This window comes from Tropicimonas sp. IMCC34043 (assembly GCF_003390845.1).
GTDB lineage: Bacteria > Pseudomonadota > Alphaproteobacteria > Rhodobacterales > Rhodobacteraceae > Tropicimonas.
The window spans coordinates 74613-86555 of sequence record NZ_QMEK01000008.1 but is presented as its reverse complement, the minus strand read 5'-3'; the positions used below and the strand labels follow the sequence as shown (position 1 = coordinate 86555).

General features: G+C 66.4%; 13 protein-coding genes. 9 read left to right on the top strand and 4 right to left on the bottom strand.

Annotated elements, in window-relative coordinates; translation table 11 throughout:
* Positions 1-168: 168 nt before the first annotated feature.
* The 4 genes from DQG17_RS20255 (at position 169) to DQG17_RS20240 (ending at position 2083) form a co-directional block, all read left to right on the top strand.
* Positions 169-735 (top strand): sigma-70 family RNA polymerase sigma factor, encoded by a 567-nt coding sequence (locus tag DQG17_RS20255; RefSeq protein ID WP_116134698.1) that lies wholly within the window; start codon positions 169-171, stop codon positions 733-735.
* Positions 732-1379, top strand: a complete 648-nt coding sequence (locus DQG17_RS20250) for a ChrR family anti-sigma-E factor (RefSeq protein WP_116134697.1) — start codon at positions 732-734, stop codon at positions 1377-1379. Before DQG17_RS20255 ends, DQG17_RS20250 begins: the two co-directional genes overlap by 4 nt.
* A 71-nt stretch (positions 1380-1450) precedes the next feature.
* Complete coding sequence (locus DQG17_RS20245; RefSeq protein ID WP_116134696.1) at positions 1451-1693, top strand: type II toxin-antitoxin system PrlF family antitoxin; 243 nt, start codon at positions 1451-1453, stop codon at positions 1691-1693.
* Entirely contained in the window at positions 1694-2083 is a 390-nt protein-coding gene (locus DQG17_RS20240) for a PIN domain-containing protein (RefSeq protein WP_116134695.1), read from the top strand. It begins immediately after the preceding gene.
* Positions 2084-2151: 68 nt separating this feature from the next.
* Here DQG17_RS20240 and fsa read toward each other — a convergent pair whose 3' ends face one another.
* Both fsa and tkt read right to left on the bottom strand, forming a co-directional pair.
* On the bottom strand, positions 2152-2805 hold the full coding sequence (gene fsa / locus DQG17_RS20235; protein WP_116134694.1) for a fructose-6-phosphate aldolase: 654 nt from the start codon (positions 2803-2805) through the stop codon (positions 2152-2154).
* Positions 2806-2827: 22 nt separating this feature from the next.
* Complete coding sequence (tkt, locus tag DQG17_RS20230; protein WP_116134693.1) at positions 2828-4849, bottom strand: transketolase; 2022 nt, start codon at positions 4847-4849, stop codon at positions 2828-2830.
* A 175-nt stretch (positions 4850-5024) separates the two neighbouring features.
* Here tkt and DQG17_RS20225 point away from each other — a divergent pair, with 175 nt between their 5' ends.
* From DQG17_RS20225 to DQG17_RS20215, 3 genes are read left to right on the top strand one after another with little or no spacing between them, the layout of a single operon-like run.
* The gene (locus DQG17_RS20225; RefSeq protein WP_116134692.1) at positions 5025-5804 is read left to right on the top strand and encodes a DeoR/GlpR family DNA-binding transcription regulator; all 780 of its coding nucleotides are present in this window, start codon (positions 5025-5027) and stop codon (positions 5802-5804) included.
* Positions 5801-6568, top strand: coding sequence for a triose-phosphate isomerase (locus DQG17_RS20220; protein ID WP_116134691.1), 768 nt, complete (start codon positions 5801-5803; stop codon positions 6566-6568). Before DQG17_RS20225 ends, DQG17_RS20220 begins: the two co-directional genes overlap by 4 nt.
* A gap of 37 nt (positions 6569-6605) precedes the next feature.
* Positions 6606-7067, top strand: a complete 462-nt coding sequence (locus DQG17_RS20215; RefSeq protein ID WP_116134690.1) for an RpiB/LacA/LacB family sugar-phosphate isomerase — start codon at positions 6606-6608, stop codon at positions 7065-7067.
* 96 nt (positions 7068-7163) lie between these two features.
* On the opposite strand, the gene dhaL is transcribed toward DQG17_RS20215, so the two are convergent.
* Both dhaL and DQG17_RS20205 read right to left on the bottom strand, forming a co-directional pair.
* Positions 7164-8930, bottom strand: a complete 1767-nt coding sequence (dhaL, locus tag DQG17_RS20210) for a dihydroxyacetone kinase subunit DhaL (protein WP_116134689.1) — start codon at positions 8928-8930, stop codon at positions 7164-7166.
* A 26-nt stretch (positions 8931-8956) separates the two neighbouring features.
* Positions 8957-9772, bottom strand: coding sequence for a sugar phosphate isomerase/epimerase (locus DQG17_RS20205; protein ID WP_116134688.1), 816 nt, complete (start codon positions 9770-9772; stop codon positions 8957-8959).
* A gap of 273 nt (positions 9773-10045) precedes the next feature.
* Between DQG17_RS20205 and DQG17_RS20200 the strand changes: the two genes are divergently transcribed.
* Positions 10046-10900, top strand: coding sequence for a transketolase (locus DQG17_RS20200; RefSeq protein WP_116134687.1), 855 nt, complete (start codon positions 10046-10048; stop codon positions 10898-10900).
* Positions 10897-11925 carry a transketolase family protein gene (locus DQG17_RS20195; protein WP_116134686.1) on the top strand — a complete coding sequence of 343 codons (1029 nt, stop codon included), beginning with the start codon at positions 10897-10899 and terminating at the stop codon, positions 11923-11925. The genes DQG17_RS20200 and DQG17_RS20195 overlap by 4 nt, the downstream gene beginning before the upstream one ends.
* Positions 11926-11943 lie beyond the last annotated feature (18 nt).

Sequence of the window (11943 nt, the reverse complement as noted above, 5' to 3'; positions counted from 1 at the left end):
GCGCCCGCCGCGGCCGGATCAGAAATAAATCTGACGCCGCGAGTGATCCGTGACTGTTCCGGCGGCGTACGAAATTCTATGCTGTTGGCCGACGATATCCTGAGCGCAATGCCGCCACGAGGTTCCACCGGGGCGTCGAAGGGGCGGGACGGGCCGAGCGAGCACAGAATGGACAACGACGCCGAAAGCCGGTTGTGCGAGCAGACAGCGTGGCTGATTGCCGTGCGGGACAATCGCGACCGCGACGCCTTTGCCCGGCTGTTCGAATTCTATGCCCCGCGGATCCGCACGATGCTGGCCCGCTCCGGCCGGTTCGGGACGGCGGCCGACGACATCATCCAGGACGTGATGCTGCGGGTCTGGCGCAAGTCGGCGCAGTTCGATCCGGCGCGCGCCTCGGCCTCGGCCTGGATCTACCGGATCGCGCGAAATCGGCACATCGATGTGATCCGAAAGGACGCCCGGCCCGTACCAGAAGAGCTTTACATCGAAAACACTGCCGAACCCGATGCTGCGGGCGGGCTTGCACTCGATCAGGAATCGCGCCGCCTGCGAGAGGCGATAGGCAGGCTTCGGCCCGACCAGCGCGCCGTGATCGAACAGGCCTACATGGGCGAGCTGAGCCATACCGAGATCAGCGAGATTTCGGGTCTGCCGCTTGGCACCATCAAGTCCCGGATCCGCCTTGGACTCGACAAGCTGAGACACGAACTGAAAGACCTGCGAACCGAATGAGCCCCATGATCCATCATATTCCCGAGCATCTGATCCGGGCCTATGCCGTCGGCGGCCTGCCGCAGGGATTTTCGCTTGTCGTTGCCGCGCATATCTCGGTCTGTGACGAATGCCGCGCGCGGCTCGAAACCGAAGAGATGGCGGGGGGCGCAATTCTCGAGGCCCTCGCCCCCGATACGGCCACAGACGGCCGCGACACTGCGCTGCTGGCCGCGGTCATGGCCGAGCTTGACGATCCGGCCCCGGCCGAGCCGGTGTTTGTGCGCTCGGGGATCTTTCCTGCGCCGGTGATGCAGGCGCTCGACGGCCGTCCGCCGCGCTGGCGCCCGCTTGGCGCCGGCATTCGCCAGACGATCCTGAACAGCGACCGCGAGGGCTCGGTGCGCCTGCTTTTCATCCCGCCGGGCGAGGCGGTGCCCGATCACTCCCACAACGGTCTGGAACTGACCATGGTGCTGCAGGGCAGCTTTCACGACGAAACCGGCGCGTTCAACGTCGGCGATGTCGAGGTGGCCGATGGGACGCTGGAACACAGCCCGGTCGCGGGGACCGGGGCGCCCTGCATCTGCCTTGCCGCAACCGACGCGCCGCTGCGGTTCCGCCGCTTTCTGCCGCGGCTGCTGCAGCCCGTCTTCCGGATCTGACCGGGTCTTGTATCGGTAATGCAAAACGTTCATATGTAATGCATCCGAAAATATTCCTTGGAGACCCGTCCATGCAGGAATCGACTGTTACCATCAAGGGACAGACCACGCTGCCACGGCAGGTCCGCGAGGCGCTGGGGCTGAAGGCCGGGGATCGCATCCGCTATCTTCTGCTCGACGATGGCGAGGTGCGGATCCTGAAGCCGCGGGCGGTCAGCAGCCTCAGCGGCGCGCTGCACCGGGACGGTCAGCCGGCCGTCAGCCTCGAGGACATGGAGGCGGCGATTGCGCAGGGTGCCGGGGACGATCGCTAGGTGATCGGCCTCGATACCAATGTTCTGGTCCGCTTCCTGACCCGCGACGATCCCGGTCAATGGGCCACGGCCGACGCGCTGCTGCGCGGGCTCAGCGCCGAGGCGCCGGGGTTTATCTGTCGCGAGGTGATTGTCGAACTGGTCTGGGTGCTGGAACGCGCCTATGGGCTTGGCCGCGAGGAGATTGCGCGCGCCCTCATGGGCTTTCTCGAGGCTCCCGAAATCTCGGTCGAGGCCGCCGATCGGGTCGGCCTGGCGCTGTCGCGCTATGCGCGGGGCGGCGCGGGGTTTTCCGACCAGATGATCCGGCTGGCGGCCGCGGCCGCAGGGGGCGATCTGGTGACCTTCGACGCAAAACTCGCCCGCGAGGACGGTGTGCGACTGGGCTGAGCGGCACAGTGAAAAGGGGCGCCCGCAGGCGCCCCCATCCGATGTCGGATCCGCGATAGCGGACCTTCTTACAGGATCGACTGTCCGGTTGCCGCCCAATCCTTGGCGAACTGTTCCAGACCCTTGTCGGTCAGAGCGTGCTTGACCAGCCCCTTGATGACGCCCGCCGGGACGGTGGCGACATCGGCGCCGGCGAGGGCTGCTTCCTTGACGTGGTTGGCCGAGCGCACCGAGGCGGCAAGGATCTCGGTCTGGAAGTCGTAGTTGTCATAGATCATGCGGATCTCGCGGATCAGCTCCATGCCGTCGAGGCTCAGGTCGTCCAGCCGCCCGACGAAGGGCGAGATGAACGTGGCGCCGGCCTTCGCGGCCAGCAGCGCCTGGTTGGGCGAGAAGCAGAGCGTGACGTTGGTCTTGATGCCCTTGGCGGTGAAATAGCGGCACGCCTTCAGCCCGTCGAGCGTCAGCGGCAGCTTGATCACCACGTTGTCGGCGATCTTCGACAGGTGGTCGCCCTCGGCAACCATGCCGTCATATTCCATCGAGGCGACCTCGGCCGACACGGGGCCGGTGACGACGCCGCAGATCTCGGCGATCACCTCCTTGAAGTCGCGCCCGGACTTGGCGATCAGCGACGGGTTGGTTGTCACCCCGTCGAGCAGGCCATAGTCGTTCAGTTCCTTGATCTCTTCGATGATCGCGGTGTCGACGAAGAATTTCATGTTCTGTCTCCTTCTCTTTTCCCTAGAGGGCCTTCGCCCGGGCGACGATCGCATCGCGGGTGATGCCGAATTTCTGATACAGCTCTTCTGCCGGACCCGAGGCGCCGAAGCCATCCATGCCGATCACATCGGCCTCGCTTGCGACATAGCGGGTCCAGCCGAATTTGCCAGCCGCCTCGACGGCAAGGCGCGGGGCATCGCCCAGGACCTCGGCGCGCCAGGCGGGGTCCTGCTCTTCGAACAGCTCCCAGCTTGGCATCGAGACCACGGCGACGCCCATCCCGCCGGCCGCCAGCTCCTCGGCGGCCTCGACGGCAAGGCTGACCTCGGTGCCGGTGGCCAGGATGGTCAGATCCCGGGACGTGCCGAACTGCCGGATGACGTAACCGCCGCGCGCCGACAGGTTCTCGTCCCCCGCCTCGCGTCGCAATTGCGGCACGCCCTGACGCGACAGCGCCAGAAGCGAGGGCCGGTGCCGCGACCGGATCGCGATGTCCCAGCATTCCAGCGTCTCGACCGCGTCGGCGGGACGGAACACCAGAAGGTTCGGGATCGCACGCAGCGAGGCGAGATGTTCGACCGGCTGGTGGGTCGGCCCGTCTTCGCCAAGGCCGATGGAATCGTGGGTCATGACATAGATCGTGCCAACCCCCATCAGCGCCGACAAACGGATGGCGTTGCGGGCATAGTCCGAGAACACCAGGAATGTGCCGCCATAGGGGATAAGTCCGCCATGAGTCGCCATGCCATTCATTGCCGCAGCCATCGCGAACTCGCGCACGCCATAGCCGACGTATCGACCGGCGGCGTCGCGCGTGAACTGGCTGTCGACCGCGGGCACCCGGGTCAGGTTCGATCCGGTCAGGTCGGCCGAGCCGCCGATGAGTTCGGGCAGCGCTGGCGCAAGGGCTGCCAGCGCGTTCTGGCTGGCCTTGCGGGTCGCGATCTTTTGCGGTTCGGCAAACAGCGCCGCGCGGGCGTCCTTGACCGCGGTTTCAAAGGCGGCGGGCAGATCCCCGGCGATCCGGCGGACAAACTCGGCGCGGCGGCCGGCGACGGCGTGGCCAAGCCGGCCCTCCCAGTCGAGCCGGGCCTGACGGCCGCGGGCGCCGATCTCGCGCCATTGCTGCGCCAGATCGCGCGGGATCACGAAGGGAGGCGAGGTCCAGCCAAGCGCCTGCTTTGCCGCCCGCGCCTCGTCCGCGCCAAGCGGCGATCCGTGGCAGCCTGCGGTGCCGCCCTTCAGCGGCGCGCCAAAGCCGATCACCGTCTTCATGGCGATCAGCGAGGGCTTGTCGGTCGCCTCCCGCGCGGCCGTGATCGCAGCGTCGAGCGCATTGGCGTCGTGGCCATCGCAGCTTTGCACATGCCAGCCGCAGGCGGTCAGCCGCGCCGGCACGTCGTCCGAGAACGAGACCGAGGTTGGCCCGTCGATGGTGATCTGGTTGTCGTCATAGAGCACGATCAGCTTGCCAAGCCCCAGATGACCGGCGAGCGAGATTGCCTCTTGCCCGATGCCTTCCTGCAGGCAGCCGTCGCCGAGGAAGACATAGGTGTGGTGATCGACCAGATCGCGGCCGAATTCGGCGGCCAGCCGGCGTTCGGCAATCGCCATGCCGACGGCGCCGGCAAGGCCCTGGCCCAGCGGGCCGGTTGTGGTCTCGATCCCCTTGGCATGACCGTATTCGGGATGTCCCGCAGTGATCGCGCCAAGCTGGCGGAAATTGCGGATCTGCTCGATCGTCATGTCCTCGTAGCCGGTCAGATGCAGCAGCGCATACAGCATCATCGAGGCATGGCCGTTCGACAGCACCAGCCGGTCGCGGTCGGGCCAGTCGGGGTCGGCGGCGTCGAACTTCAGGTGGTTGCGAAACAGCACCGTGGCGGCATCGGCCATGCCCATCGGCGCGCCGGGGTGGCCCGAATTCGCCGCCTCGACCGCGTCGATCGACAGCGCGCGAATGCAGTTGGCAAGTGCGAAGTTCTCGGGATGCAGGCGCGCCTTGTCCTGCGGGTCGACCGTTTCGGGCGAATCTTTTGGCATCTGCTGTCCTCCTTGGTTGAGGATGCGAATACACCTGCGGGCGAAAGATCACAATACAAAATCACAAAATCCCACTTGTTATGTTAGATATGTTATGAGATATGTTGCGAAAGCGTGCTGTGCGGCGCGTGGCGGCACGGCACGGCACGGCACGGCACGAGCGGGAGGAGATCTGGTGAAGCGCAACGATCGACAGCAGGCGGTCATGGACCTTCTGATGACCCGGGGAGAGGTCAATCTGGACGATCTGGCGCAGCGGTTCGGCGTCTCGCGCATGACCATCCACCGCGATCTCGACGAGCTGGAAAGCGAGGGCCTGCTGCGCAAGATCCGTGGCGGCGCGACGATCGAATCGAGCACCCAGTTCGAAAGCGACTTCCGCTATCGCGAACGCCAGGAAACCGGCGCCAAGGCCGCGATGGCCGAGGCCGCGCTGGAACTGGTCGATCCCGGCATGACGGTCGTCATCAACGACGGCTCGATGGCGGCATTCCTCGGCGCGCGGCTGGCCGAAAAGCGGCCGTTGACGGTGATCACCAACAATGCCGCCGTCATGGATGCGCTGCGCCCGGAACCGGGGATCACGCTGATCGCGCTTGGCGGCACCTATTCGACCAAGTTCAACGCCTTCTTCGGCAGCCTGACCGAAGATGCGCTGGCGCGCCTGCGCGCCGACATCGCCTTCATCTCGAGCCCGGCGGTTTCGGGGCTGGAGGTGTTTCACATGGACGACGCCGTGGTCAGGGCCAAGCGGGCCATGATGGCCGCGGGCGTGCGCCGCTGTCTGCTGGTCAACCATACGAGGTTCGACCGCACCGCCCTGCACAAGTTCGCCGATCTCGGCGAATTCGACTGCATCATCACCGACAAGCCGCCCTCCGAGGCCGCCCGCACCGCCGTCGCGGATGCCGGGCTGGTCCTGACGGTGGCACATGGCAAGGAGACTGAGACATGAACGCCCCACAGGTCTGGATCGGCACCAGCTGGAAGATGAACAAGACGCTGGCCGAGGCCGAGGTCTTTGCCCGCGCGATGGCCGCGGCCGATGCGGACCGCGACGCGCGGATCCAGCGCTTTGTGATCCCGCCCTTCACCGCGGTGCGCGAGGTCAAGAAGATCCTCGCCGGGACCTCGCTGAAGGTCGGCGCGCAGAACATGCACTGGGCCGACGCCGGCGCCTGGACCGGCGAGGTTTCGGCACCGATGCTGACCGACTGCGGGCTCGACATCGTCGAGCTTGGCCATTCCGAACGGCGCGCGTATTTCGGCGAGACCGACGAGACCGTCGGGCTGAAGACCGAGGCCGCGGTGCGCCATGGGCTGATCCCGCTGATCTGCATCGGCGAGACGCTGGAACAGCGTCAGGCAGGCCGGGCGCAGGAGGTTCTGGAAACCGAGGTGCGCGGCGCGCTTGGCAAGCTGACCGGCGCGCAGAAATCGGCGCCGGTGCTTCTGGCCTATGAACCGGTCTGGGCGATCGGCGAGGGCGGCATTCCCGCCAGCTCGGACTATGCCGATGCCCGCCAGGCCGAGATCATTGCCGTGGCCGAAGACGTGCTCGGCCGCCGCATCCCCTGCCTTTATGGCGGTTCGGTGAACCCGCAGAACTGCGAGGAACTGATCGCCTGCCCGCATATCGACGGGTTGTTCATCGGGCGCTCTGCCTGGAATGCCGAAGGCTACCTCGACATTCTCGCCAAATGCGCCGCCGTTCTTTGACCCATCTTCCCTTGACCCATCACAACGGAGAAACACCATGAAGATCGCAGTTGCCGGCGACAGCGCCGGAGAAGGCCTGGCCAAGATCCTCGCCGACCACCTTGCCAAGTCCTATGACGTCACCGAAATGTCGCGCACCGACGAAGGCCCCGACGCCTTCTATGCAAACCTTGCCGACCGCGTCGCCTCGGCCGTCATCGCGGGCGAGTATGACCGCGCGATCCTTGTCTGCGGCACCGGCATCGGGGTCGCCATGTCGGCCAACAAGGTGCCGGGGATCCGCGCCGCACAGTGCCACGACACCTATTCGGCCGAACGCGCGGCGTTGTCGAACAATGCCCAGATCATCACCATGGGCGCGCGGGTGATCGGGACCGAACTGGCCAAGGTCATCGCCGACACCTTCCTTGCCAACACGCTCGACTACGACCCCAAGGGGCGCTCTGCCGGCAATGTCGAGGCCATCGGCGCCGTCGACGCGAAATACAACAAGGGCTGAGGCCGCGGCGGGCAGGTCCTGCCCGCAATCGCCAGCCTGCAAAAGACACTCGGGGCGGCCTTTCGGCCACCCCGTCCGTCAGGCGAGGGGAAGCCGTCAGGCAAGCGCCTCCCTCAGCGCCTGTGTCATTGCCGCCAGCATGACCTGGGCGGAGGCCGCACCCGGATCCATATGGCCGACCGAGCGGGCGCCGAGTTTCTTCGACCGGCCGCGCCGGCTTTCCATGTCCCGCGTGGCCTCGGCGCCCTGCAGCGCGCCCTGGGTCGCGGCCTGCATCACGCCGGCCACATCGGCACCGGCCGCCGCCGCCGCCCGGGCCGCATCGGCCGCGGGTTTCCAGGCGTCGATCATCGTCTTGTCGCCCGGCGCCGCCCCGCCGCGGCTGAGGATGCCCTGCAACATGCCATCGACCCAGGCCGCGGTGGCCGCGGGATCGAGGCTCAGCCGGTCCTGCACCGCCCTGCCCGCGCTGGTGAAGGCGGTCGCATAAAGCGGCCCCGAGGAGGCACCGACCGCATCGAGGAAGGCCTTGGCCATCCGCGTGCAGGTCTGGGTGATGGTGTCGTCCGCCGGTGCCTCGGCCAGCGCCGCGCGCACCGCGGTCCAGCCGATGTCCATCGTCACGCCATGATCGCCGTCGCCGATCACGCCATCGAGCTCGCTCAGGCGATCCTTCTGAACCGCAATCTCCGCACCCGCGGCAAGCATCATGGCGCGAAACACCTCGGGCGTCAGCGCGCCGTCCGCCTTCAGCGTGGCGCGGTCCACCGCCTCGGCACGTGCGGCGGCGTCATAGCTGCGCGCGGTGCGGGCGGCGCCGGCAACCGGTGCGGGCGCCGTGCCGACGGTCAGCGCGACGGTGCGGCAGGGATGGTCGAGCAGGGCCTTCAGATCGGGATCGAGCCGCATCAGCGTCACCGAGGCCCCGGCCATTTCGAGCGAGGTGCAATATTCCCCGACCCAGCATTTATAGACCCCGACACCGCGGCCCGACAGGATCGCCGCCACCCGGCGGTTGAGCAGATAAAGCTCCATCATCGAGGTCGAGCCAAGCCCGTTGACCAGAACCGCGACCTCCTCGCCCGCGCTCAGCGGCATCTCGGCCAGGATCGGCGCCATCAACTGGTCTGTCACCGCATCGGCGGATTCGACCCTGCCGCGCCGCATCCCCGGTTCGCCATGGATCCCCATGCCGATTTCCATCTCGTCGGCGCCGATCTCGAAGTTGTGCTTCAGGGTCTGGGGCATCGAACAGGCCGACAGCGCAACCCCCATCGACAGCACCGAGGCATTGGCGTGCCGCGCCGCCGCCTCGACCGCGTCGAGCGAACGCCCCATGTCGGCCGCGGCCCCCGCGATCTTGAAGACGAAGAAATCGCCCGCAATGCCACGCCGTTCGGCCGACCGCTCGCGCGGGGCCGAGGCCACATCGTCGATCACAGCAATCGAGCGGACGTCGATGCCAAGGCCCGCACATTCCTCGGCCGCCATGTCGAAATTCAGCACGTCGCCGGTGTAGTTTCCGTACAGAAACACCAGCCCGGCTCCGCCATCGGCGGCAATCGCGGCCTCCTTGATGTTCTCGGGCGAGGGCGAGGCGAAGACATTGCCGACCGCCGCCGCATCGGCGAGCCCGCGCCCGACATAGCCGGCAAAGGCCGGTTCGTGGCCCGATCCGCCGCCGATGACGATGCCGACCTTGCCATCGCGCGGCCCGTTGACCGCCGTCACCGCGCGTCCGGTGCGGCCTTCGATCTTCAGGATGTCGGGGTGGGCTGCGATCATGCCCTCGATCATCTCGGGGATGATCGCCTCGGGGCCGTTCATCAGCTTCTTAGTGGGGGGGTGTTCGATGTCCTGCATGGTGTCTCCTCCTTCAGTCACAGGGCTCAACGGCCGGCCAGAAACCCGCGCGCGGCGGCGACGGTCGTTTCGAGCCAGGGCTGCTCCAGCGCGATGGTTTCCTCCAGCGTGGCGCCAAGCGGCAGCCAATGCTCGACCAGAACGCTCATGTCCGGTTCGCAATGCTTGAGCTGATCGAGGATCCAGGGGATGTCCGCGCGCCCGGTGCCGAGCGGCACGCCACGGATGCGGAAGCCGACGCCATAGGGATCGGGGTCGATCACATAATCCTTCAGGTGCAGGTTGATCGTATAGGGGGCAAGCAGGGCGATCGTCTGTTCCGGCCATTCGCCGGCACAGATCGAATTTGCCACGTCAAGGCAGACGCCAAGCGCCGGATCGTCGACGGTTTCCAGCAGATCGACCATCCGCGGCGAGGGATAGTTGAAGTGGTTTTCGATGGCGATGCGGATGCCTGCGGATTTCGCATCCTCGATCAGCGGGTGCAGCTGGGCGGCAAGCTCCGGCACCGGCACATGGCTGTCGGCGGCATCGAGCGCCACGCGCATGATCTTTGAATCGATCTTGCGGCAGATCCCGAGATAGCGCGAGACTTCCTCGGCGTTGAAACACTGGGTCCCGACCTCGAGCGTGATGCCCTTGTGCCGGGCGGTTTCGGCCAGCCGGTCGAGCTCTGCCTCCGACAGCCGGTCGAGCGGCATGTTGTCGGCATATTGGACAAGATCGAGCCCGAGCGATTCCGCGGCCTCGAGAACCTCGATTGCGGTCATCGGAACCTCTGGCACCTGATCCTTGATCCCGATGGACCACCGATAGGCGTAGCTTCCCAATCCGAGATGCATGGCGATTTCCCTCCTCCATGAGGTGTGACCCCCCGGCGCAGTGCCGGGCGGGGCCGTTCACCGGCGAGACCGGCGGCACGGCATCCGGGCGGCGCGGCCCGGGGCCTGATTTGCGGTTCTAGGGGTTGCGGCGGCTTTGGGAAACGAAAAGCCGCCCATGATCTGTGAAGCAGTGCTTCACAACTCGTTAAGAAAACTTGCTTTCCCTTTTGCCTCTCCTGGCGCAGGTTCCGGCCACGCAGATGCCACCAAATGCATCGGTTGGGAGGATTCATGACGCATATCGCCTCGACAGGGCTTCTGTCGAATGTCTCGCTGCAACGTCGGGCCCATAATATCCGGCGCAAGGCCATCCTGATGGGCGAGGTGCAGGGGCAGGGATATGTCGGACAGGCCCTCGGGGTCTCGGACGTCCTGGCTGTCTGCTTCTTTCATGCGCTCGAACTGCGCGCCGAGGACCCAGAATGGGAGGGCCGCGACAGGTTCCTGCTGTCGATCGGCCATTATGCCATCGCGATCTATGCCGCCTTCATGGAGGCCGGCATCCTGCCCGAGGAAGAGCTCGAGACCTACGGGATGGACGACAGCCGGATGCCGATGTCGGGCATGGCAAGCTATACCCCCGGCATGGAGATCACCGGCGGATCGCTGGGCCACGGCCTTGGCATCGGGGTCGGCATGGCGCTGGGGCTGAAGCGCAAGAACAACCCGGCGCTGGTCTATAACCTGATGTCGGACGGCGAACTGGGCGAAGGCTCGACCTGGGAGGCGGCGATGAGCGCCAGCCACCACAAGCTCGACAACCTGATCGCCATCGTCGATTTCAACGACCAGCAGGCGGACGGCAAGTCGACCGAGATGCTGTCGTCCGAACCCGTTCCCGACAAGTGGACGGCCTTTGGCTGGTTCGCACAGCGGGTCGATGGCAACGACATCGGCGCGCTGGTGGCGGCCTTCGACGCCGCCCGCGACCACCCGGGCCGCCAGCCCCGCGTCATCATCTGCGACACCAAGATGTGCAAGGGCGTGCCGTTCCTGGAACAGCGCGACGCGACCCATTTTGTCCGCGTCGAGCCCGATGAATGGGCCAAGGCCCTGTCCGTTCTGGACGAGGAGATCCCCGCATGACCGCCGCCGCCCGCGCCAGAAGATACGAGGCCCGCAAGGTTCCCGAAACCCGCCAGGCCACCTCGGCGATGATCGCCTCGCTTGCCGCCGAAGGATACGATGCGGCTCCGGCCCCGTTCGGCCATGCGCTGTCCGATCTCGCCAACACCGACGAGCGGATCGTCGGGCTGTCGGCGGATCTGTCGAAATACACCGACCTGCACATCTTTGCCCAGAAACACCCGGACCGGTTCTATCAGATGGGCATGGCCGAACAGGTGCTGATGTCGGCCGCCGCGGGGCTGGCCCACGAGGGCTTCATCCCCTTTGCCACCACCTATGCCGTCTTCGCCTCGCGCCGCGCCTATGACTTCATCTGCATGGCGATTGCCGAGGAAAACCTGCCGGTCAAGATCGTCTGCGCCCTGCCCGGCCTGACCACCGGCTATGGCCCGAGCCATCAGGCGACCGAGGATCTGGCGATCTTTCGCGGCATGCCGAACCTTGTCATCGTCGACCCCTGCGATGCGGTCGACGTGGCGCAGATGGTGCCCGAGATGGCGGCCCACGACGGGCCGGTCTATGCAAGGCTTCTGCGCGGCAACGTGCCAAGCGTGCTGCGCCGGCACAAACCCGACTACCGCTTCAGGCTGGGCAAGGCGCAGATGATCCGCGAGGGCGCGGACGTTCTGGTCGTGTCGTCGGGGCTGATGACGATGCGGGCGCTCGATGCCGCGACCGAACTTGCCCGGGACGGGATCGAGGTTGCCGTGCTGCACAGCCCGACGATCAAGCCGCTCGACCGCGACACCATCCTTGCCGAGGCGGGCAAGGGCCGGCTGCTGGTGACGGCCGAAAACCACACCGTGATCGGCGGTCTGGGCGAGGCGGTGGCCGCGACCCTGCTGCGCGCCGGCGTCACCCCGACATTCCGCCAGATCGGCCTGCCCGACGCCTTCCTCGAGGCCGGCGCCCTGCCGACGCTTCACGACATGTACGGCCTCAGCACGAAGGCCGTCATCGCGCAGATCAAGGGCTGGCTCTAGGCCGCCCTCCCTTTTACA

Excerpts from the sequence above, each read along its gene's own strand:
- DQG17_RS20255 (WP_116134698.1), top strand. The coding sequence starts at position 169 with ATGGACAACGACGCCGAAAGCCGGTTGTGCGAGCAGACAGCGTGGCTG.
- DQG17_RS20195 (WP_116134686.1), top strand. The coding sequence starts at position 10,897 with ATGACCGCCGCCGCCCGCGCCAGAAGATACGAGGCCCGCAAGGTTCCC.
- DQG17_RS20250 (WP_116134697.1), top strand. The coding sequence starts at position 732 with ATGAGCCCCATGATCCATCATATTCCCGAGCATCTGATCCGGGCCTAT.
- DQG17_RS20215 (WP_116134690.1), top strand. The coding sequence starts at position 6,606 with ATGAAGATCGCAGTTGCCGGCGACAGCGCCGGAGAAGGCCTGGCCAAG.
- DQG17_RS20220 (WP_116134691.1), top strand. The coding sequence starts at position 5,801 with ATGAACGCCCCACAGGTCTGGATCGGCACCAGCTGGAAGATGAACAAG.
- DQG17_RS20200 (WP_116134687.1), top strand. The coding sequence starts at position 10,046 with ATGACGCATATCGCCTCGACAGGGCTTCTGTCGAATGTCTCGCTGCAA.
- DQG17_RS20245 (WP_116134696.1), top strand. The coding sequence starts at position 1,451 with ATGCAGGAATCGACTGTTACCATCAAGGGACAGACCACGCTGCCACGG.
- dhaL (WP_116134689.1), bottom strand. The coding sequence starts at position 8,930 with ATGCAGGACATCGAACACCCCCCCACTAAGAAGCTGATGAACGGCCCC.
- DQG17_RS20205 (WP_116134688.1), bottom strand. The coding sequence starts at position 9,772 with ATGCATCTCGGATTGGGAAGCTACGCCTATCGGTGGTCCATCGGGATC.
- fsa (WP_116134694.1), bottom strand. The coding sequence starts at position 2,805 with ATGAAATTCTTCGTCGACACCGCGATCATCGAAGAGATCAAGGAACTG.
- tkt (WP_116134693.1), bottom strand. The coding sequence starts at position 4,849 with ATGCCAAAAGATTCGCCCGAAACGGTCGACCCGCAGGACAAGGCGCGC.